22 protein-coding genes are annotated in these 20,855 nt (G+C 67.8%); 16 read left to right on the forward strand and 6 right to left on the reverse strand.

Features of this window, described 5'->3' with window-relative positions; genetic code table 11:
• Nucleotides 1-62: 62 nt before the first annotated feature.
• Together femX and ACZ3KP_RS18240 are read right to left on the reverse strand one after the other, a co-directional pair.
• On the reverse strand, nt 63-1,184 hold the full coding sequence (gene femX, locus ACZ3KP_RS18235) for a peptidoglycan bridge formation glycyltransferase FemX (RefSeq protein WP_132888324.1): 1,122 nt from the start codon (nt 1,182-1,184) through the stop codon (nt 63-65).
• A gap of 163 nt (nt 1,185-1,347) precedes the next feature.
• The gene (locus tag ACZ3KP_RS18240; RefSeq protein WP_046727593.1) at nt 1,348-1,650 is read right to left on the reverse strand and encodes a hypothetical protein; all 303 of its coding nucleotides are present in this window, start codon (nt 1,648-1,650) and stop codon (nt 1,348-1,350) included.
• A gap of 264 nt (nt 1,651-1,914) precedes the next feature.
• Between ACZ3KP_RS18240 and rpsF the strand changes: the two genes are divergently transcribed.
• The 4 genes from rpsF (at nt 1,915) to rplI (ending at nt 3,627) form a co-directional block, all read left to right on the forward strand.
• Nucleotides 1,915-2,205 carry a 30S ribosomal protein S6 gene (gene rpsF, locus ACZ3KP_RS18245; RefSeq protein WP_005482942.1) on the forward strand — a complete coding sequence of 97 codons (291 nt, stop codon included), beginning with the start codon at nt 1,915-1,917 and terminating at the stop codon, nt 2,203-2,205.
• Nucleotides 2,206-2,279: 74 nt separating this feature from the next.
• Nucleotides 2,280-2,867, forward strand: a complete 588-nt coding sequence (locus ACZ3KP_RS18250) for a single-stranded DNA-binding protein (RefSeq protein WP_467500685.1) — start codon at nt 2,280-2,282, stop codon at nt 2,865-2,867.
• Between the two features lie 58 nt (nt 2,868-2,925).
• Complete coding sequence (rpsR, locus tag ACZ3KP_RS18255) at nt 2,926-3,162, forward strand: 30S ribosomal protein S18 (RefSeq protein ID WP_006381652.1); 237 nt, start codon at nt 2,926-2,928, stop codon at nt 3,160-3,162.
• Nucleotides 3,163-3,180: 18 nt separating this feature from the next.
• Nucleotides 3,181-3,627 (forward strand): 50S ribosomal protein L9, encoded by a 447-nt coding sequence (gene rplI, locus ACZ3KP_RS18260; RefSeq protein ID WP_132888321.1) that lies wholly within the window; start codon nt 3,181-3,183, stop codon nt 3,625-3,627.
• A 127-nt stretch (nt 3,628-3,754) separates the two neighbouring features.
• On the opposite strand, the gene ACZ3KP_RS18265 is transcribed toward rplI, so the two are convergent.
• Nucleotides 3,755-5,092 carry an MATE family efflux transporter gene (locus tag ACZ3KP_RS18265; protein WP_467500688.1) on the reverse strand — a complete coding sequence of 446 codons (1,338 nt, stop codon included), beginning with the start codon at nt 5,090-5,092 and terminating at the stop codon, nt 3,755-3,757.
• 459 nt (nt 5,093-5,551) lie between these two features.
• Between ACZ3KP_RS18265 and dnaB the strand changes: the two genes are divergently transcribed.
• From dnaB to ACZ3KP_RS18290, 5 genes are all read left to right on the forward strand, one after another.
• On the forward strand, nt 5,552-7,027 hold the full coding sequence (dnaB, locus tag ACZ3KP_RS18270) for a replicative DNA helicase (protein WP_360561149.1): 1,476 nt from the start codon (nt 5,552-5,554) through the stop codon (nt 7,025-7,027).
• 195 nt (nt 7,028-7,222) lie between these two features.
• Nucleotides 7,223-7,930, forward strand: coding sequence for a TnsA-like heteromeric transposase endonuclease subunit (locus ACZ3KP_RS18275; RefSeq protein WP_467500690.1), 708 nt, complete (start codon nt 7,223-7,225; stop codon nt 7,928-7,930).
• Nucleotides 7,927-10,056 carry a transposase gene (locus tag ACZ3KP_RS18280; protein WP_467500692.1) on the forward strand — a complete coding sequence of 710 codons (2,130 nt, stop codon included), beginning with the start codon at nt 7,927-7,929 and terminating at the stop codon, nt 10,054-10,056. Before ACZ3KP_RS18275 ends, ACZ3KP_RS18280 begins: the two co-directional genes overlap by 4 nt.
• Nucleotides 10,053-11,171 carry an AAA family ATPase gene (locus tag ACZ3KP_RS18285; protein WP_467500694.1) on the forward strand — a complete coding sequence of 373 codons (1,119 nt, stop codon included), beginning with the start codon at nt 10,053-10,055 and terminating at the stop codon, nt 11,169-11,171. Before ACZ3KP_RS18280 ends, ACZ3KP_RS18285 begins: the two co-directional genes overlap by 4 nt.
• Nucleotides 11,168-13,828 carry a TniQ family protein gene (locus ACZ3KP_RS18290; protein ID WP_467500696.1) on the forward strand — a complete coding sequence of 887 codons (2,661 nt, stop codon included), beginning with the start codon at nt 11,168-11,170 and terminating at the stop codon, nt 13,826-13,828. The genes ACZ3KP_RS18285 and ACZ3KP_RS18290 overlap by 4 nt, the downstream gene beginning before the upstream one ends.
• Here ACZ3KP_RS18290 and ACZ3KP_RS18295 read toward each other — a convergent pair.
• The gene (locus ACZ3KP_RS18295; RefSeq protein ID WP_467500698.1) at nt 13,819-14,613 is read right to left on the reverse strand and encodes a DUF6193 family natural product biosynthesis protein; all 795 of its coding nucleotides are present in this window, start codon (nt 14,611-14,613) and stop codon (nt 13,819-13,821) included. The genes ACZ3KP_RS18290 and ACZ3KP_RS18295 overlap by 10 nt on opposite strands.
• Before the next feature lie 90 nt (nt 14,614-14,703).
• Between ACZ3KP_RS18295 and ACZ3KP_RS18300 the strand changes: the two genes are divergently transcribed.
• The 5 genes from ACZ3KP_RS18300 (at nt 14,704) to ACZ3KP_RS18320 (ending at nt 17,945) form a co-directional block, all read left to right on the forward strand.
• Nucleotides 14,704-15,039, forward strand: a complete 336-nt coding sequence (locus ACZ3KP_RS18300) for a hypothetical protein (protein WP_467500700.1) — start codon at nt 14,704-14,706, stop codon at nt 15,037-15,039.
• Between the two features lie 58 nt (nt 15,040-15,097).
• Complete coding sequence (locus tag ACZ3KP_RS18305) at nt 15,098-15,400, forward strand: hypothetical protein (RefSeq protein WP_467500956.1); 303 nt, start codon at nt 15,098-15,100, stop codon at nt 15,398-15,400.
• Nucleotides 15,401-15,479: 79 nt separating this feature from the next.
• Nucleotides 15,480-15,860, forward strand: coding sequence for a hypothetical protein (locus tag ACZ3KP_RS18310; RefSeq protein WP_467500702.1), 381 nt, complete (start codon nt 15,480-15,482; stop codon nt 15,858-15,860).
• Between the two features lie 196 nt (nt 15,861-16,056).
• Nucleotides 16,057-16,491 (forward strand): VOC family protein, encoded by a 435-nt coding sequence (locus ACZ3KP_RS18315; protein ID WP_467500704.1) that lies wholly within the window; start codon nt 16,057-16,059, stop codon nt 16,489-16,491.
• A 68-nt stretch (nt 16,492-16,559) separates the two neighbouring features.
• Entirely contained in the window at nt 16,560-17,945 is a 1,386-nt protein-coding gene (locus ACZ3KP_RS18320) for a serine hydrolase domain-containing protein (RefSeq protein ID WP_467500706.1), read from the forward strand.
• Nucleotides 17,946-18,001: 56 nt separating this feature from the next.
• Here ACZ3KP_RS18320 and ACZ3KP_RS18325 read toward each other — a convergent pair whose 3' ends face one another.
• Nucleotides 18,002-18,454 carry a GNAT family N-acetyltransferase gene (locus tag ACZ3KP_RS18325; protein ID WP_467500708.1) on the reverse strand — a complete coding sequence of 151 codons (453 nt, stop codon included), beginning with the start codon at nt 18,452-18,454 and terminating at the stop codon, nt 18,002-18,004.
• Nucleotides 18,455-18,463: 9 nt separating this feature from the next.
• A complete protein-coding gene (locus ACZ3KP_RS18330) occupies nt 18,464-18,922 on the reverse strand; it encodes a MarR family winged helix-turn-helix transcriptional regulator (RefSeq protein WP_358971631.1) in 459 nt (152 codons plus the stop codon).
• Between the two features lie 143 nt (nt 18,923-19,065).
• Between ACZ3KP_RS18330 and ACZ3KP_RS18335 the strand changes: the two genes are divergently transcribed.
• On the forward strand, nt 19,066-20,274 hold the full coding sequence (locus ACZ3KP_RS18335) for an MFS transporter (protein ID WP_467500711.1): 1,209 nt from the start codon (nt 19,066-19,068) through the stop codon (nt 20,272-20,274).
• A gap of 67 nt (nt 20,275-20,341) precedes the next feature.
• The gene (locus ACZ3KP_RS18340) at nt 20,342-20,761 is read left to right on the forward strand and encodes a GlcG/HbpS family heme-binding protein (protein ID WP_467500713.1); all 420 of its coding nucleotides are present in this window, start codon (nt 20,342-20,344) and stop codon (nt 20,759-20,761) included.
• Nucleotides 20,762-20,855: the final 94 nt, after the last annotated feature.

Here is a 20,855-nt window from a genome sequence, read left to right on the forward strand (position 1 = left end):
GATGGCTGGGGTGTGCCAGAGGACTGCGGTGTGTCAGGGCTATAGAAGCACGGAGCGTGACGTCAGCGGCGCGACATGTAGATGTCGAGAGCCTTGTGGAGCAGCTTGTTCAGCGGGAAGTCCCATTCGCCGAGGTACTCGGCGGCCTGGCCGCCGGTGCCCACCTTGAACTGGATCAGCCCGAAGAGGTGGTCCGTCTCGTCCAGCGAGTCCGAGATACCCCGGAGGTCGTAGACGGTGGCGCCGAGCGCGTAGGCGTCGCGCAGCATGCGCCACTGCATGGCGTTCGACGGCCGGACCTCGCGCCCGATGTTGTCCGAGGCGCCGTAGGAGTACCAGACGTGCCCACCGACGATCAGCATGGTCGCCGCGGACAGGTTCACCCCGTTGTGCCGGGCGAAGTACAGCCGCATCCGGTTGGGGTCCTCGGTGTTCAGGGCCGTCCACATGCGCTGGAAGTACGACAGCGGGCGCGGCCGGAAGTGGTCGCGCACGGCCGTGATCTCGTACAGCCGCTGCCACTCCGCCAGGTCCTCGTAACCGCCCTGGACGACCTCGACACCGGCCTTCTCGGCCTTCTTGATGTTGCGCCGCCACAGCTGGTTGAAGTTCTTGTGGACCTCTTCCAGGGAGCGGTTCGCCAGCGGCACCTGGTAGACGTAGCGCGGCTGGACGTCGCCGAAGCCGGCGCCGCCGTCCTCGCCCTGCTGCCAGCCCATCCGGCGCAGCTTGTCGGCCACCTCGAAGGCACGCGGCTCGATGAAGTCGGCCTCGATGTCGCGCAGCCGCTTCACGTCCGGGTTCTGGATGCCCGCCTTGATGGAGTTGGCCTCCCAGCGCCGGATGATCACCGGCGGGCCCATTTTCACGGAGAAGGCGCCCTGGTGCTTGAGGTGGGCCAGCATGGGCTGGATCCAGTCGTCGAGATTCGGCGCGAACCAGTTGATGACCGGGCCCTCGGGCAGGTAGGCCAGATAACGCTTGATCTTGGGCAGCTGGCGGTACAGCACCAGACCCGCGCCGACCATCTCGCCGGTGCGCTCGTCGAACCAGCCGAGGTTCTCCGAACGCCACTCCGCCTTGACATCGGCCCAGGCCGGGACCTGCATGTGGCTAGCCGCCGGCAGACTCTGGATGTACGCCAGATGCTGTTCGCGGCTGATGGTCCTCAGGGTCAGGCTCATGTCGGGGCGCTCCTCGGGCTGGTGTGTCCCCATGGGTACAGGGGCTCCGGCTCTCGCGCCGAAGCCTACTGCGCCTCGCCCGCGGCCCGACCGGGCGTACGGCACCAACGTCCCGGCCCTGTCGGGCCGGGACGTTCCGCTGGGGTGCGGGGGGTGCCGAGGGCTAGCCGAACAGCCCGCCGTTCGCCATCCCGATGAAGAAGCCGATGCCCGAGGCACCGAGACCCAGGATCACACCGAAGCGCTCGCGTGTGGTGATCGAGACCCACTGCCCGTACAGGCCGGTGAAGATGCCGATCAGACCGGCCCAGGAGCTGAGCAGGTGGAGGCCGTGGAAGAAACACGTGATGAAGGCGATCAGTCCGAGCACCAGGGTCACTGCCATCAGTGAGTCCTGGAGCGGATGGCTCTTGCCGTCCGTGGCGAACAGGGATCCGGCGGTGTTGGGTCGCAATGCCTGTGCCATAGGGCACCTCCTGCGGAAGACGGCGCATCGTAGCGCCATACACACCCGATGTGTACAGATTGCGTGCCCTGGCGGCCGGATTTCAACCGGAAGCGGGTGTGCGGGTACTCTGTACCGTCTGCACCGGTGTCTGCCCATGCCGTGACAGGGGATCCCGCGGGAAGCCCCCGATTGTCAGTGGCCGCCGATACCGTTGCGTACGCATCACAACCCTCCTGCCACGGAACGACCGTGGCCGCTGAGTCCAAAGGAGGTGGGTTCCACATGCGTCACTACGAGGTGATGGTCATCCTCGACCCCGATCTGGAGGAGCGCGCCGTCGCCCCCCTGATCGAGAACTTCCTCTCCGTCGTCCGCGAGGGCAACGGCAAGGTGGAGAAGGTCGACACCTGGGGCCGTCGTCGTCTCTCGTACGAGATCAAGAAGAAGCCTGAGGGCATCTACTCGGTCATCGACCTGCAGGCCGAGCCTGCGGTCGTGAAGGAGCTCGACCGCCAGATGAACCTGAACGAGTCGGTCCTCCGGACCAAGGTCCTCCGCCCCGAGACCCACTGAGCTTCCCGCTCAGCTGAGCTCGGGATTCGAGTAGCAGCAAGCAGCCAGCAGCAAACCCGCCGAGAGGTTCCCCCATGGCAGGCGAGACCGTCATCACGGTCGTCGGCAATCTTGTCGACGACCCCGAGCTGCGCTTCACCCCGTCCGGTGCGGCGGTCGCGAAGTTCCGCGTCGCGTCCACTCCCCGCACCTTCGACCGCCAGACGAACGAGTGGAAGGACGGCGAAAGCCTCTTCCTCACCTGCTCGGTATGGCGGCAGGCGGCGGAGAACGTCGCCGAGTCGCTCCAGCGAGGCATGCGCGTCATCGTGCAGGGCCGGCTGAAGCAGCGGTCCTACGAGGACCGTGAGGGTGTCAAGCGCACGGTCTACGAGCTGGACGTCGAGGAAGTCGGCGCCAGCCTGCGGAACGCCACGGCCAAGGTCACCAAGACCGCCGGTGGTGGCGGACGCGGTGGCCAGGGCGGTTACGCCGGTGGCGGCGGCCAGGGTGGCGGCGGCTGGGGCGGTGGCTCCGGCGGCGGCCAGCAGGGCGGCGCTCCCAACGACGACCCCTGGGCCTCCGGCGCTCCCGCCGGTGGTGGCAACCAGGGCGGCGGCTGGGGCGGTGGCTCCGGCGGCAGCGGCGGTGGCGGCGGCTACTCGGACGAGCCTCCCTTCTAGGCCCCCGGGCCGAGGAGCGGGGCACACCCAAACTTCTTGATCACACAGGAGAAACACCATGGCGAAGCCGCCTGTGCGCAAGCCTAAGAAGAAGGTCTGCGCTTTCTGCAAGGACAAGGTCCAGTACGTGGACTACAAGGACACGAACATGCTGCGGAAGTTCATTTCCGACCGCGGCAAGATCCGTGCCCGCCGCGTGACCGGCAACTGCACGCAGCACCAGCGTGACGTCGCCACGGCCGTCAAGAACAGCCGTGAGATGGCGCTGCTGCCCTACACCTCCACCGCGCGCTAAGGGAAGGGTGACCGACCAATGAAGATCATCCTGACCCACGAGGTCTCCGGCCTCGGTGCCGCTGGTGAAGTCGTCGACGTCAAGGACGGCTACGCCCGCAACTACCTGATCCCGCGGAAGTTCGCGATCCGCTGGACCAAGGGTGGCGAGAAGGACGTCGAGCAGATCCGCCGTGCTCGCAAGATCCACGAGATCCAGACCATCGAGCAGGCCAACCAGGTGAAGGCCCAGCTCGAGGGCGTCAAGGTCCGCCTGGCCGTCCGTGCCGGCGACGCCGGTCGCCTCTTCGGGTCCGTCACTCAGGCCGACATCGCCTCGGCGATCAAGGCTGCGGGTGGTCCCGAGGTCGACAAGCGTCGCATCGAGGTCGTCTCGGCGATCAAGACCCTGGGCGCCCACGAGACGTCCGTGCGTCTGCACCCCGAGGTTGCCGCCAAGGTCAACATCGAGGTCGTCGCGGCCTGACGCTGCGCTCTGCCTGAGCCGTAGCTGAAAGGGGCCGCACCCGTCATGGGTGCGGCCCCCTTTCGTTTCACGTGAAACATGACAGCTTGCGACGTTTCCCGTGGAACCCCTGCCGGGGGTGCGCCGGTCAGCGGGTGGCGCCTGTCACGATCCAGCGGCCCGAGCGTGCCCGCAGCCAGAGGGTCAGCAGTCGCACGGCCATCATCAACATCATGGCCGCCCAGAGGGCGGTGAGCCCACCACGGAGGGCGGGGACCAGCAGCGCCGCCGGTGTGAAGACCGCGAGAGTGACGACCATGGCCCAAGCGAGGTACCGACCGTCTCCGGCCCCCATCAGAACGCCGTCCAGGACGAACACCACGCCGGAGATCGGCTGGGAGAGCGCCACGACGAGCAGGGCGGCCAGTGCGGTCTGCTTCACGTCAGGGTCGCTCGTGAACAGCGGGAGGAACAGCGGCCGGGCGCTCACCACGAGCAGCCCCAGGCCCACACCGGTGGCGATGCCCCACTGCACCATGCGCCGACAGGCCTCGCGGGCCCCGGCAGCGTCGTCCGCACCGAGATAGCGGCCGATGATCGCCTGCCCGGCGATGGCGATCGCGTCCAGAGCGAAGGCCAGCAGGCTCCACAGTGAAAGGACGATCTGGTGGGCGGCGATGTCCGCGTCACCCATGCGGGCCGCCACGGCCGTCGCGATCATGAGGATGGCCCGCAGGGAGAGCGTCCGTACCAGCAGCGGCAGGCCGGCCTGTGCTGACGCCCGGATCCCGGCGGCATCGGGCCGCAGAGACGCCCCGTGTCCCCGGGCGCCACGGACGACGACGGCCAGGTAGACCGCCGCCATCGCGCACTGGGCGATGACGGTGCCCCATGCGGAACCGGCGATGCCCAGTCCGGCGCCGTAGACAAGGCCGACGTTGAGCCCGGCGTTGGCGACGAAGCCCGCGACGGCGACGTACAGCGGGGTACGGGTGTCCTGGAGGCCGCGCAGGACACCGGTGGCAGCGAGCACGACCAGCATGGCCGGGATGCCCAGCGAGGAGATCCGCAGATAAGTGGTCGCGTAGGGAGCGGCGGTGGCCGAGGCGCCGAAGGCGTCCACGATTCCTGGAGCGAGAGGCAGGACCAGGGCTATGACCGCGGCGCCGAGCAGCAGTGCCAGCCAGATCCCGTCCATGCCCTGGCGGAGGGCCGCTTGCAGATCACCGGAGCCGACCCGGCGGGCGACCGCGGCCGTCGTGGCGTAGGCGAGGAAGACGAAGATGCTCACGGCGGTGGTCAGAAGGGCCGAGGCGACCCCGAGGCCGGCGAGCTGTGCGGTGCCGAGATGGCCGACGATCGCACTGTCGGCCATGACGAAGAGCGGCTCTGCGACGAGCGCGCCGAAGGCCGGGACGGCCAGCGCGACGATCTCTCTGTCGTGCTGTCGGCGGGTGGCCTGGGGGATCGCGGGGGCCTGTGGCATGGGTCCTAATGTAATCGTCCACAGGTAAGAGATGCAATCCAGCAGTGACCCTTACGTGTGTGTGGGCGGACCATGCTTTCGCGCGCTGTTCGACGCGATCTTGGTCCGACCGGGGAAGTTTTTCTTCTGCACAGCCGGTGGACGGGAAAGTAGCAGGTCAGGGCCTGTGACGAAGAGAGATCGAGGGCTTGTTCACAGGGCTGTCCACCGTGTCGTGCACAGGTTTCAGGGGGTTCTCCACAGCATACGGGCCGTCGTCCACATGGCCTGTGGATAACCAGATTGGCTGACGGTGCCCGCGGGCCTAACGTGGTCCGGCACCCGCTCCTCGTCACGGCCTCGGAAGCCTCGTGAAACCGACGCGCGCAGAACCGGAATGGGGCGACCTAGTTGTCAGTGCCGTGCCGTAGAACAGAGGCACGGCGAGGTCCGCCGGGCGGACGGGGAGGAGGTGGCTCGGTGAGCATTTCCGAGCCCTTGGACGATCCGTGGGCCGACGCCGGTCCCAGTGATCGTCTGCCTGCCTCCCGCCGACGGGGCGAGGGCGGCCGGGGCCGGGACGACCGGCACGACCGGGGCCGGGACAGCGGAGAATGGGACGGCTCGGGGCCCACCTTCGAGCGGGTCCCCCCGCAGGATCTGGACGCCGAACAGTCCGTGCTCGGCGGCATGCTGCTCTCGAAGGACGCCATCGCCGACGTCGTCGAGATCCTCAAGGGCCACGACTTCTACAAACCGGCGCACGAGACGATCTACCAGGCGATCCTCGACGTCTATGCCAAGGGTGAGCCGGCCGACCCCATCACCATCGCCGCGGAACTCACCAAGCGCGGTGAGATCAACAAGGTCGGTGGTGCGGCCTATCTGCACACCCTCGTCCAGACGGTGCCGACGGCGGCGAACGCCGAGTACTACGCGGAGATCGTCCACGAGCGGGCCGTGCTGCGTCGCCTGGTCGAGGCCGGTACCCGCATCACGCAGATGGGATACGCGGCAGACGGCGACATCGACGAGATCGTCAACAGCGCGCAGGCCGAGATCTACGCCGTCACCGAGCAGCGGACCAGTGAGGACTACCTGCCGCTCGGCGACATCATGGAGGGCGCCCTCGACGAGATCGAGGCGATCGGCTCCCGCACCGGCGAGATGACCGGTGTGCCCACCGGCTTCACGGACCTCGACTCCCTCACCAACGGTCTGCACCCGGGACAGATGATCGTCATCGCCGCCCGTCCCGCGATGGGCAAGTCCACGCTCGCCCTGGACTTCGCGCGGGCCGCGTCGATCAAGAACAATCTGCCCAGCGTCATCTTCTCCCTCGAAATGGGCCGCAACGAGATCGCGATGCGACTGCTGTCCGCCGAGGCCCGGGTCGCCCTGCACCACATGCGCTCCGGCACCATGACCGACGAGGACTGGACCCGGCTGGCCCGCCGGATGCCGGACGTCTCGGCGGCGCCGCTCTACATCGACGACTCCCCGAACCTGTCGATGATGGAGATTCGCGCCAAGTGCCGACGGCTCAAACAGCGCAACGACATCAAGCTCGTGATCATCGACTATCTCCAGCTGATGCAGTCCGGCGGCAAGCGCTCCGAGAGCCGTCAGCAGGAGGTCTCGGACATGTCCCGGAATCTCAAGCTGCTGGCGAAGGAGCTGGAGGTCCCGGTGATCGCGCTCTCGCAGCTCAACCGTGGTCCCGAGCAGCGCACGGACAAGAAGCCGATGGTGTCCGACCTGCGTGAGTCCGGCTCCATCGAGCAGGACGCCGACATGGTCATCCTGCTCCACCGCGAGGACGCCTACGAAAAGGAGTCGCCGCGCGCCGGTGAGGCGGACATCATCGTGGGCAAGCACCGTAACGGTCCGACCGCGACGATCACGGTGGCCTTCCAGGGCCACTACTCACGCTTCGTCGACATGGCACAGACCTGATCGGTGCTGTAGGGTCTCAAATTTCGTGTCGGAATCTCACGGCCGATGTCGGATTGAAGTCGGATCCGACACTGAGCTGAGATTCGCAGGTCGCTGCCGTACCTCGTTCGAGTGAAAGCGTTGCTGGTGTGCTCCCGTCGGCGTGTTGGACGGGAGCATCGTGCTGCCGAGGGCAACTCCAACTCGGGAGTGGGGATGGAAGCGACGGTCAGCTTTCGTGGGCACGGTGGCGGGGTTGAAGAGTGTTCCTGGGCGTCTGTGGCACCGGCGTTGCTGCAGACGGCTCATCCGTGGCGGACGTTCCGCTGGTACAGGGGCCAGAAGCACTACTCGGGCACCTACTGGTCGGCGACGATGCGCGACCACGTGATCTACGAGTCACGACTTGAGCTGTCGCGTCTGCTCTTCGCCGATTTTGATCCGTCCGTACGCACCATCGTGGCCCAGCCATTTCTGCTGCAGACGGTGCTGGAGGGGAAGGTGCGTCGGCACATCCCGGACTATCTCCTGCTCACCGGGCAGGCGCCGGTGGTTGTCGACGTCAAGCCGCGGCACCGATTGTCCAAGCCAGAGGTGGCATTCACCTTCGACTGGACCCGGAAGGTGGTGGAATCGCGGGGATGGAAGTACGAGGTCTGGAGTGATCCTCCGGCCACAGAGCTTGAGAACATCCGGTTCCTGGCGGGCTACCGCAGGGATTGGCTATTCACCCCCGAGATTCTGGAAGAGCTGCGGGATGCGGATCTCAACGGGGTTCTTCTGGGGCAGGCCGTGGGGTATCTGCCAGATCGACCAGAACCTCAAGTCCGTGCTGCGATCCACCATTTGCTCTGGACACAGGCCTTCTTAACCGATCTCGACCGGCCGCTCGGCCCTTCGCACGTCCTGAGGAGGGCAGCGTGAGTAGGGCGGCCGCTCGCGTCGGAGTTGGTACGCGCTTCCGCTACGACGGGGAATCCGTCGAAGTAGTGGAGATGGCTGCGACCACAGCGGGCAACGAAGTGGTCTTGAAGGATGGTCATGGGCGGCTCCTGCGGCTGTCGCTCAAGGAGCTGCTGTTCTCTGACCGCGCTGCGGTCAGTCCTGATGGCCCGGGACCGTCCGCGGATGACGAAGGCGAGATCGCTTCCGTGCTCCTCGGACAGCTCGATGCGGAGGAGAAGCAGAAGGTCCTGGAGCGAGCTGGGCATGTCCGCGAGGTGCTGACCGGATATCGCTCCGGCAGCAGGGAGTTGGCGGCTGACGACGAGCCGAAGGCCACCTACGACACGGCAGTGCCGATGGAGGCGAGGAAGGCAGCCAAGGCGGCGGAACTTGGCGTGACGACCCGCACCATTGAGCGCTGGGTCGCTGGATTTCTCCAGCATGGCGAGGCCGGGCTTGCACCGAGGAGGACGCAGTCGGAGCGGTCACAGACCTCGGTCGATGACCGATGGGTGGAGACCGCGGTAGAGGTGATGGTCGAGCACACCGACCAGTCGCGGCCGTCGCGGACGATGGTGATCGAGCGGACCCGGGCTCGGGTGATTGCGCGGTTCGGTGAGGGAGTGGTGCCGCAGCCGAGTCGGGCGACGGCGTTTCGGCTGCTGGAGGAGCTGGAACGACGACATCCGCTGTTCCGGCTGAGTACGAAGCGCAACCGGGATATCGCCGGTCGGCCGGAGGGCCAGTACGGCAAGCTGCGGCCGACACGGCCAGGCGAGTACCTGCTGATGGACTCCACCCGCTTGGACGTCTTCGCGTTCGACCCGCTGACCCTGAAGTGGGTGCAGGCCGAGCTGAGTGTCGGGATGGACTGGTACACCCGCTGCATCACGGGCATCCGGCTCACGCCGGTCTCGACGAAGGCGGTGGATGTCAGCGCGGTGCTGTTCCAGTCGTTTCGGCCGAGGCCGGCGGGGCGGGACTGGCCTCGGCACGCGGTCTGGCCCGAGCACGGCATCCCCCGCACCGTCCTCGTCGATGTCGAAGGCGCCACCGGACCGGGCCTGGCCTCGCCACCTTTGGTTCCCGAGACGCTGATCGTCGACCACGGCAAGGTCTATGTCTCGGAGCATCTGACCAGCGTCTGCCGACGGATGGGGATCTCCATCCAGCCGGCCCGGCTGCGGACGGGCCGCGACAAGGGGCCAGTCGAGCGCTACTTCCGGACCTTGCGGGAGGGACTGCTGCAGGTGCTGCCCGGCTACAAGGGGCCCGACATCCACTCGCGAGGCGAGAGCCCAGAGGACGACGCGTTCTTCTTCCTCGACGAGCTTGAGGCGATCATCCGGGAGTGGACCGCAGCGGTCTATCACTGCCGACCGCACTCCAGCCTGGTCGATCCGGGCCTGCCGGGGCTGCGGATGTCCCCGGCGAAGATGTTCGAGCACGGCATGGCCCGCGCCGGCTACGTCGAGGTTCCCCGGGATCGCGATCTCGCGTTCGAGTTTCTGCAGACGAAGTGGCGCACGGTCCAGCACTACGGGGTCGAGATCGGCCGGCGCCGTTACAGCGGCCCTGGCCTGCCTGAGCCGGGCGTCCGCAGCCCCTACGACAGTCCGGTCAAGAACGGCTGGCCTTTCCAGGTGGACCCCGACGACATCACCCGAATCTACTTCCGTGATCCGGCTACTCGGGCCTGGCACACGCTGGTCTGGGAGCACGCGCCGTCGGCCGAGATGCCGCTGAGCGAGGACGCGTTGGCGTTCGCCCGGCAGCTGGCGGCCTCGAAGTATCGCTTCCCCGACGACCGGCTTGCTGTCGCTGATTTGTTGGAGCGGTGGAATCTCGGGCTGGGCACCACGATCGCCGAGCGGCGCATGGCCCTGCGGCTCTCGCGCGAGCAGGCCGCCATCGAGCTTCCGGAGAGTGAGTCGGAGACGGTCGTCTCGCTTCCCTCCGTACGCAAGGCCCTCGGCCAGGACGAGCAGACCGTGGAACTGCGGGAGCCCGACGTGGTGGCGGAGGCGGGGGACGACGACGGGGCTGATCTGGAGGACCTCGCCGGGGAGAGCGACTTCTACGCCGATGCCCTGGAGGACGTGTGAACGACGGCAGCGTTCCGCAGCCGGGCAATCTTGCCTTGTCGCGGAAGGAGGACTTCAAGGCTTTCGCCGAGAGCCCCCGCCGCAGCCGGCCCGACCTGCTGACCCGAGAACAGCTGAAGTCCCTGCCCACACAGGCGCGGGCGGACTACGACCGTCAGCGCCGGCAGTGGCACGCGAACATCGGCCCGGTCAAGACGCCGCAACTGACAGAGCTCCATGAAGACCTATGGGACATCGTCGACAGCAACGAGCAGGACGGTGACAAGGCCAAAGGGGCGGTGGCTGTCGACGCGTTCCCCGGGCTGGGCAAGACGACCTCGGTGCTGGCCTTCGCTCGGGACTTCCACCAGAGGGAGATCGAGGAGTCGGGAGCGTTCACGAGCCAGGGGCACGAGCGGATCCCGGTCTGCCGGGTCGGACTGACCGGGAACACCGGAATGAAGGATCTCAACCGAGCCATGCTGGAGTTCTTCGGCCACCCCGGACAGATGCGGGGGACCACCGCCCAGTTCGGACGGCGGGTGCTGGACTGCGTGCTGTCCTGTGATGTCCGCCTAGTGGTTCTGGACGATCTGCACTTCTTGAAATGGGGACAGAAGAGCGGCATCGAGGTGAGTAACCATCTGAAGTGGATCGCCAACGAGTTCCCGGTGACGTTGCTGATGGTGGGGGTCGAGCTCGCGAAGAAGGGACTGTTCGGCGAAGGAACGAACGGGCGCGACACCGCTCTGGCCCAGACCGGCCGCCGCACCACCCGCCTCGGACTGCGACCGTTCACCATCGATACGGAGGCCGGCCGTCGGGAATGGCGGCAGATGCTGCTGGCCCTCGAACAGCGCGTCGTGCTCACCGACAAGCACCCCGGCATGCTCGCGGACGACCTGTCGGACTACCTCTTCGCCCGCAGCACAGGACATATCGGCTCGCTGATGACGCTGATCAACCGCAGCTGCCAGCGGGCGGTCCGCACCGGCGCCGAACATCTTGACCAGGACCTCATGGACCGGGTGAAGAACGACGAGGCATCCGAGGCTGCCCGCCTCGAACTGCAGGCCGCGCTGGAGAAGAAACGGCTGACCAGCCGCCCGCGGCCCCGGAGCCGACGACCCGCATGAGAACGCCGGTCCGCACCCTGCCGATCCGGCTCCCTCCACTGCCCGGCGAGGCCCTGGACTCATGGCTGGAGGCGACAGCCAGACGGATGGACACCGCGCTCGGTGATGTCCTGCTGCACTTCGGATTCCCGGTCCGGCACCGGGCCGGAAACCAGTTCCGGGGCATCCCGGCAGACTGGACGATCGTCCTCGACGAGCAGCAGATCAATGCCGTCGCGCACGCCACCGGGACGTCCCCGGAGACAATCGCTGCCCTGACCCTGGCGCACTACGACGGACGGGCCCTCCACATGAGTGCCGGAGGCCGGGCCGTGTCACGGCATGTCCTTTGGGGCCGCGGAGGGGGATCCCGGTTCTGCCCGGAGTGCCTTCTTGCCAGTGGTGGGCGATGGCAGCTGTCCTGGAGGCTCGGTTTCTCCTTTGCCTGCACCCGGCACCGCAGACTGCTGGCGGACTGCTGCCCGCACTGCGGGAGGGTGCTGCGGCAGCGGCCCCGTTCAGGCCGGTCTGTCCCCCAGCCTGAACTCTGCGGCAATCCACCGACCCGCCCCACCCGCCCGTTCTCGGCTGGCTGCGGCACCGATCTGACCTGCGCTTCGACGCTTCTCCTGCCTCCTGACCATCCGGTTCTCATGGCACAGGACCGAGTGATGGAGATCATCGACGGTGCAACGGCTGCTTTCGGCCCCTACCGGACCTCTCCCCAGCCGGCATCGGCAGTGCTGGCCGACATCCGGGCCCTGGGCATACGCGTCCTGAGCGACCTGCCCGCGGCTGTCCTCCAGGAACGGATCCCGGCTGATATTGCAGAAGCGCACCTCAGCACCGATCCGGTCTCCCCGCACACCGGACAGGCGTTGGAACGTCCGGGGTTCATGGCTCCGCCCCGAGCCGCGGACACGGCCGTCGCGGTCACCATGGCCCTGGGCATCCTGGAGCAACCAGGAATCCACCCGGCCGGCGAGGCCCTGCGGGGCCTGCTGGAAAAAGTACGCGAGGAACTCACGCAGATCTCGGCAACCAGCATCGACAGCTGGGGCCGGGGAATCAGCCCGGTGCTGCAGTCCGTGCACCTGGCCGCCCTCGCCCCTTCCCTCCGCCCCAGCGAATACGTCCGCTACCGCATCACGACCGAGACCCCCCGCCGGCCGACCAGGACCACTCGGGACATCGAGCAGCGAGCCAGGAAGATCCCCACGATGTTCTGGCCGCCCTGGACGATCCAGCTCGCACCACCTGAAGGAATCAATGCGCGGGCTCTGGCCCCCGTTCTCGCTGCCCTGCTGCTGATTTCCGACAGCCGCACATCCCTGGACCAGGCAGCCGGGCTGGTCGGCGACGCCATCGACGGCACTGAGATCTCACGCCTCCTCCAGGAACTCGACGACCTTCCGCAATGGCCGGACATCGCCACTGCCCTGGACCGGCTCGCGGACTACCTTGATGCCAACAGCACCCCCATCGACTACGGCCGACGCCGACTCCTCGACTACACCGGCCTGCTTCCTCATGACCGCTGGCTGGAGATCTGCCGCCGCACCGGAACACCACCGGGAACCGGACGGCGCGAACGCATCGCACGCAGCCAGCTCTTCCAACGTCTCAGCGGCCTGCCCGCCGAGTCTGTCCCCGACGACCTGGGCGGGCTCGACAGCGCAGAGTTCCGGGCGACGTCCTTGCGGTTCACCGCGCTTCAGACCCCCGAACTCGCGCACGCCCTCCAGCAGGAAGCCCTCAACTTCCTGGCCTCACACCACATCCACGACGAGCCCATGACCTGGCAGCCGCCCGCCACCCTGCTGGCAGGGCTCTCCCCTCCCGGACCCGACCCGGCGCACGTTGACCTACCCCGCCTGCACCAGCTCGTCCGAGAACGCCAGCACCCCGTTCAGCACGCCGCCGAGGTCCTGGGCACGACCGTCGAGGCCATCCGACATGCTCTCGACGAACATCCAGCCCCCGCACCCCCACTGACAAAGAACGCCGCCAGAGCCACCGGCCGCATCCGGCAGCATGCCCGGCAAGCCATTCCGGCAGAGCGCTTCACCCGGCTCTACCTCGACGAACACCGGTCCCTCCAGCAGATCGCCACCCTCACCGGCTTCTCCCGCAGAGTGCTGACCGACCTCGCCAAGGACTACGGCATCCCGCTCCGCGAGGGCCCCAAGGACTACAAGCGCCGCGGAACCGTCGAACGGGACTGGCTCATCGAGCAGTACGTCCACCGCCGCCGGACCTTGCCGGACCTCGCCCGAGAAGCCGGCATGAGCACCGCGAACATGGCTCGCTGGGCCCACACCCACAACATTCCCCTCCGGCCACGCGGCGGAGCGAGCCACCAGACCGTCCTCCGCACCGCCGACGAAGCCGAGGCTCTTCCCGTCATCCTCCGCAAAGCCCTCACCGGCCCATACGCGCGGCAACGACTCGCGCGATTCCTGGCAGCCCAGTCCTATCCCACCCTCACCGAAGCAGCCCAAGATCTCGGCATCCACCAGTCGGCCCTGGTGATCCAGATCAACCGCCTCGAACGGGACCTCGGAAAGGCACTGCTTGCACGCGCGGAACGCGGCCGGGCCATGACACTGACTCCCTTCGGCGAGAAGGTCATCGCGGCCATCAGCACCATGCAGAGCCAGATCGCGAGTCAGCCCTGACGCTGATCGTTTGCGGTGCCTGCGACAGCAGGCCCGCAGTTAGCCGGAAGCGCGACCACCACCATGGCGATGGCTGCTGCCGCGGTGTCGCATTCACCGATGACCGTTCCACGAGAAGGACCGCAGACGCGATATCGCCCGTCGCTCAGCGGATCGATGAACGGCACGTCCCATGAGTACGGGAACCCGGTGCAGGTCGTGAAGTGCAGCGACCAGTGGCTGGTGAACGGATACAACTGCCGCAGCTTCGGTTCGGCGGACGCAGCCTCGGCGAGCGCCAGTGTCTGGCGGGCGAGGTCGAGTCGATCGGCGTCCTGGTGCAAGCCTTCCAAGAGAAGTCGCCACTGCACGGTGACTGCCTCGGCCGGACCGAGTTCATGCGCTTCGGTCAGCTCGCTCACCTCAATGAAGGCAGCATCATCCTGGATCTCGCGGAGCCTGGCCCCGTCACGCCAACCTGCCGCAGCTCGGGCTAGCTCGCCCAGATCGGAAGTCAAGCCCGAGAGCAGCTGAACCCCCTGGCACGGGCCGTTGATGTTGAACCAACGGCTCTCCGATCCGATGAAGATCCAGCAGGGTTCCCGGCCAGGGGTTGTGCTGGTGACGCCAGCTGTCCGCAGCGGGTCCGAATCGTTGCTCAGCACCGCACCCAGATCAAGCCCCTGCTCGGCAGCAGTCAGTGCCAGGGCCGCGGCCAGACTGCCAGCAGCTGCGAGATCCGGATAGAGATCAGGGTCGGCGGGAATGGGTTCGTGTTGAGCGGGGCGCGGGGAGTTCGAGGTCACCGCCGGAGTCTGCCGTCTGCGCTGAGGAAATGGCCACCCCGGGAGACGGACTTGTCGCACGGCGCTACAGTCCGACACCGGAGGAGGAAGATGGCGCTGAACAAGAAGGGCTCCCGGCGCATAACTGTTGACGGGATTGAGTACCGCTGGCGGATCCGCAGGAAGCCCTCCTACATGCAGGGACTCTGCTGGACACCAATGACCTACGCGGTCGAAGCGGCCGGCGGCAGCCAGCCGGGCATGACCTTGATCGTCACCAGCGGCCAGGCCCATCCCAGTAACTGGGTGGGCGTCGAGACGGAGCCCATTCGTCCAGCTCACGTTGCTGCCAGCATTCGAGAGGCACGGGATCAAGGCTGGGATCCAACCCGGGGCGGCTCCCCTTTCCAGCTCGACCGATCCGCAGGATTCATCGCTCAACCATGAGACAAAGCGGAGTAGCGCGGCGCATCTGGCCCGGCATCATGGCCTGGTGACCACATGGATGCGCTGCTACTGGGACGAGGAAGATACCTGGTTCTACTTCGAGGTCGACGCCGAAGGCTGGGTGATCCGGCAGATCGAACTCGAAGGGCCTGAGCTGACCCCGATCGCAGCCGCCTCCCTCGCCGAATGGCAGCAGGCCTCCGACACAGGCCGCCTCGACGAGTACGACAACCGGTTCGGGATCACAGCAGAACTGCCCGTCTCCGAGTGGGAAGGCCACGATCCGGAGCAGATGACCTCTGACGAGTTCGAGCAGGTCTGGAACGCCGCTCGTCGGCAAATCGCAGCCCGGTCGTCGTGATGGCTAGCCAGGGGCGGATAGTCGTTTGCCGCACCCGCCCTGCCCGCTCGATCATGGAAGTCTCGATCGAGGAGGCTTCGTGGGACTGTGTCTGTTCCCCGGGGACGGTGACCTCACCAGCCCGGACATCAGCTGGTCCTACTCGGGCTTCAGCGCCTTCCGCCAGCGCTTGGCCCAGGCTGAGGGGTTCACGCTGCCGGACATGTGGGGCTTCGGCGGGGACCGGCAATGGAGCGAGATCTCATCGACGCTTGAGCCCCTGCTCGACCATCCTGACGACGCCGGCGATCTATCCGCCGCCGACTGTGCCAGGGTCCTGCCCCGGCTGGCCGAGATCATCACGGAGTGGGAGGCCGAGGAAGGTGACCCCACCCTCTCGCGACACATCGAGGACGCCCGACAGCTCGTGATCGTGTTGAAGATCTGCGTCGACTCGAACGTCGAACTGCTCTTTGGGTGACCGTGAGAAGAACCCGGCTGCCAGCCGGTGAGCCGGGACGGCTTCGAGGAAATGACATGGCCGTGAGACAGCACCCATGCCAACCCGCGTGAGACACCGCCAAGACCTGCAGGTCACAGCGTCGCGATATGACACCGAAAGCGAGAACCTACAGCCCGTTCTCCGGTTCCGTGTCCGTGACGACCAGGGTGGGCAGATGGCATCGGTCAAGCAGTTCCAGGTCACCTTCGACTGCGCGGAACCCGAGCGTGTGGCGCGCTTCTGGTGCGAGGTGCTGGGGTACGTCGTACCGCCTCCGCCGCAGGGGTTCGCCACGTGGGAAGACTTCGACCGCTCGCTGCCGCCGGACCGCCAGGGCGCGGCGTTCGCCTGCGTTGATCCCTCGGGCGTCGGCCCGCGACTGTTCTTCCAGCGGGTCCCCGAAGGGAAGGTCGTCAAGAACCGGGTTCATCTGGACGTACGGGTCGGTACCGGGCTCGTGGGCGAGGAGCGCCTCGCCGTGCTCGAAGCCGAATGCGCGCGGCTTGTCGCGCTCGGCGCGGTACGCGAACGACTGCTTGTGGCCGACGGGTACAACGAATCGTGCATAGGGATGCGTGACATCGAGGGCAACGAGTTCTGTCTCGACTGAGGGCCCGAACGGGTCCACACCGGAGAAACGCACTCGACGCCGGTCCGGACAACGGGTGGACTGGGCGCATGACGACATTCCAGGATGAGCTGCTCCCTGCCACTCGGCGGGCGCTGCTGCACAGGATCGCCGTGGCCCAGGCCGAAGGCCGGGCGCCCTCGCTGGTGGCCGCCGTCGTGCGGGGCGGCCGGACCGTCTGGCACGGAGCGCGTACCTCCGTGGACGGGCACGGACCGGACGAGAACGTGCAGTACCGGATCGGCTCCATCACCAAGACGTTCACGGCCGTGCTGGTGCTCCGGCTGCGCGACGAGGGGCTGCTCGACCTCGGCGACCCACTGGAGAAGTACCTGCCGGGCACCGGCGCGGGGGAGGCGACGATCATCCAACTCCTCGCGCACACCGCCGGGTTGGCAGCCGAGTCTCCGGGCCCCTGGTGGGAGCGCACCCCGGGCTCGCTGCGGCCGGAGCTGAGCGACGTCCTAGGCGAGCAGCCCTTGCTGCACCCCGTCGGGCGCCGGCACCACTACTCCAACCCCGGCTACACCCTGCTCGGCGCGCTGGTCGAGGAACTCCGTGGCGCCCCCTGGGAGCAGGTGCTCCGGCGAGAGGTGCTCGAACCCCTGGGGCTCGACCGCACGAGCGCCCAGCCGCAGGCACCGCACGCGGGCGGGTGGGCGGTGCATCCCTGGGCCGACGTCATGCTTCCCGAGCCGCTGGAGGACCTCGGCCGGATGGCGCCCGCCGGACAACTCTGGTCGACCACCGGCGACCTGGCCCGCTTCGCCGTCTTCCTGACGGCCGGTGACGACCGGGTGCTGAGCGCCGAGTCGGTACGCGAGATGCGCGTCCCGGCGGCTCCGGCAGAGCCCGCCGATGTGCTGGACGGTGCCACCTATGGTCTCGGCCTGCAGATCCAGCGCCGTGACGGCAGGCTTCTCGTCGGGCACTCCGGCTCGCTGCCCGGTTTCCTCGCCGGCCTCACCATCAGCGTGGACGAGGACGTGGCGGCCGTGGTGCTGGCGAACTGCACCTCCGGCCCGCTGACGTCCACCGTCGGCGCCGACCTCGTCCGTATCGTCGCGGAGGCCGAACCGCGTATCCCGGAGCCGTGGCGGCCACTGAACCGGGTCGATCCGGCAGTACTCGAGCTGGCCGGGCAGTGGTACTGGGGCACGCACCCCTTCGTGCTCCGCGTGACGGCCGACGGTCTTGTCTCGCTGGGACCGCTGTCGGGCGCCGGCCGCCGCGCCCGCTTCCGTCCCAACGGCGACGGAACGTGGACCGGTCTGGAGGGCTACTACGCCGGAGAGCTTCTCCGGCCCGTACGGCGCCCCGACGGAGTGGTGAGCCACCTGGACCTCGGATCGTTCGTGTTCACGCGTCAGCCGTACGACGAGACGTCTCCTGTGCCCGGCGGGGTGGCCCCCGAGGGGTGGCAGGGGGTCGGCTGACCGTGGCGGAGCAGGGCGGCGTTTCACGTGAAACGCCGCCCGTGCGCCTTCGGCGCTCAGATCTCCAGCTTGAAGCCCACGTGTGAGGCGGTGAAGCCCAGCCGCTCGTAGAAACGATGGGCGTCGGTGCGCGAGCTGTCCGAAGTCAGCTGCACCAACTGGCAGCCCTGGCGCCGGGACTCGTCGATCGCCCACTCGATGAACCGGGTGCCCAGCCCGCTGCCACGCTCGTCCGCATGGACCCGTACGCCCTCGATGATCGACCGGGTGGCGCCGCGCCGGGACAGGCCGGGGATGACGGTGAGCTGGAGCGTGCCCACGACACGGCCCTCGCGCACGGCGACGACCAGCTGCTGGTTGGGGTCCGCGTTGAGGCGCTCCAGCGCGCGCAGGTAGGGCGCGAGGTCGTCAGGCGACTCCCGTTCGGCGCCGAGCGGGTCGTCGGCGAGCATGCCGACGACGGCCGGAACGTCGTCGGCCACCGCGGCACGGATGTCAAGATCTTCCATGGCCGGAGCCTACGCGGGGACGTTCAGCGACTCCACGACCCGTACCAGGGGGGCCAGTTCCGGAGTCCCGGCTGCTTCGTCGAGAGCCTCGCGCAACGCGGTGTCGTTGGTGGGGCGAGCCTGTTCCAGCAGATGCAGCCCTGCGTCGGTGACGTTGGTGTAGATGCCCCGCCGGTCCGTCGGGCAGAGATAGCGCTCCAGGAGGCCACGGTCCTCCAGGCGGGTCACCAGCCGGGTGGTCGCGCTCTGACTGAGCACGACCGCGTCGGCGACCTGCTTCATCTGCAGATGTCCTCCTTCGCCGTCGTGCTGTCGGCTGAGGACGTCGAGCAGCGAGTACTCGCGCACGCTCAGGTCGTGCTTCGACTGGAGGGCGCGCTCGATGTGCGCCTCGATCCTGCCGTGCAGCAGCGAGAGGGCGCACCAGCCCTGGGCGAGGGCGGTGAGAGCGGGATCCGTGGCAGTCATAGGGCGTTTTCCTCCGTCCCGGAGCGACTGAATCCAGGATAGAGCAGGTTCGCGATATCCCTCGGTTGCATATAGCCAGCGTATGCAACTATTGTGGACGCAAGCTAAGCGCACCTGCAATCGTCTGGGAGGGTTTCATCCCCATGCCTCTCGCGCTTCTGGCCCTCGCGATCGGGGCCTTCGGAATCGGCACGACCGAGTTCGTGATCATGGGCCTGTTGCCCGAGGTCGCGGGCGACTTCGGGGTTTCCATCCCCACCGCCGGCCTTCTGGTGACCGGCTACGCGCTCGGTGTGGTGGTCGGTGCCCCGCTGATGACCGTCCTCGGCACCAGGCTCCCGCGGAAGCGGATGCTGATGCTCCTGATGGGCCTGTTCATCCTCGGCAACCTGGTGTCCGCGACGGCCCCGGTCTTCGCCGTCATGCTGATCGGCCGCGTGGTCGCCTCCCTCGCCCACGGTGCGTTCTTCGGCATCGGCTCGGTGGTGGCGGCCGAACTCGTCGCGCCGAGCAAGAAGGCGGGGGCCATCGCGATGATGTTCACCGGCCTCACCGTGGCCAACGTGGTCGGGGTCCCCCTCGGCACCCTCGTCGGGCAACACGTCGGCTGGCGCGTCACCTTCGGTATCGTCGCCGCGCTCGGCGTCGTGGGCCTGGCCGGTATCGCCAGGCTGGTGCCCGAGCTGCCCAGGCCGGCCGGCGTGCACCTACGGCACGAGCTGGCCGCGTTCAAGAACGCCCAGGTCCTGCTCGCCATGGCGATGACCGTTCTCGGCTTCGGCGGGGTCTTCGCGGCCATCACCTACATCGCGCCGATGATGACCCAGGTCACCGGCTTCGCCGACGGCTCCGTCACCTGGCTGCTGGTCCTCTTCGGACTCGGCATGGTGGGCGGAAACCTCGTCGGCGGGAAGTTCGCCGACCGAGCCCTGATGCCCATGCTGTACGTGTCCCTGGGCGCCCTGGCCGCCGTTCTCGTCCTCTTCACGCTCACCGCGCACCACAAGATCGCGGCTGCTCTGACCGTGGCCCTGATCGGTGCCCTGGGCTTCGCCACCGTGCCGCCGCTCCAGAAGCGCGTCCTCGACCAGGCACACGGTGCTCCCACCCTGGCCTCGGCAGTGAACATCGGTGCCTTCAACCTCGGCAATGCCCTGTCCGCCTGGCTCGGCGGCATGGTGATCGCCGCCGGCTACGGCTACACGTCTCCCAACTGGGTCGGTGCCGCCCTGGCCGCGGCCGCCCTGGTCCTCGCCTTCCTGTCGGGCGTGCTGGAACGCCGTGACGACGCTCCGGCCACCGTGACCGCTGACGGCAGTCCCGCCCGGCAGCCCGACCCCGTCCACCACTGAGCCCGGCTAGGGCGCCGCACGCCACCCCCGCACCTGAACCCCAGCACCCCCGCAGGAGAAAGAGCCCATGAGCACCACCACCGTCGCCCCACTCACCATCCAGGACGCCGAACTGCTGATCGCCGAGGCCCGGCGAGCCGCCGAGGCCGCCGGAGCCACTGTCAGCGTCACCGTCCTGGACGCCGGAGGCCACCTGCTGGCCTTCCGGCGGGACGACCGCGCCGTCCTGATCTCCGGCGAGACCAGCACCCGCAAGGCATACACGGCACTGCAGTTGAACACCCCCACCGCCGACCTCGTCGACACCGTCCAGCCAGGTGGCCTCTTCCACACCCTGCCGACGGCGCTGGACCGGCCGCTTCTCTTCATCGCCGGGGGCGTCCCCGTCCAGCGTGACGGCCGGACCGTCGGGGCGGTCGGCGTCGGCGGCGGCACCCCCGACCAGGACCACGGCTTCGCCGTCACCGCCGCGAAGACCCTGTCCTGACGGAGGCTTAGGGGCTGTCCGGCGGATCAGGTCGCAGGAAAGCAAGGGTGGCTCGTCGGCCGAGGTGAGCGGGGTCTCTGGTGCGTCCGGCTGC

It is taken from the genome of Streptomyces sp. NPDC020958 (genome assembly GCF_055562175.1).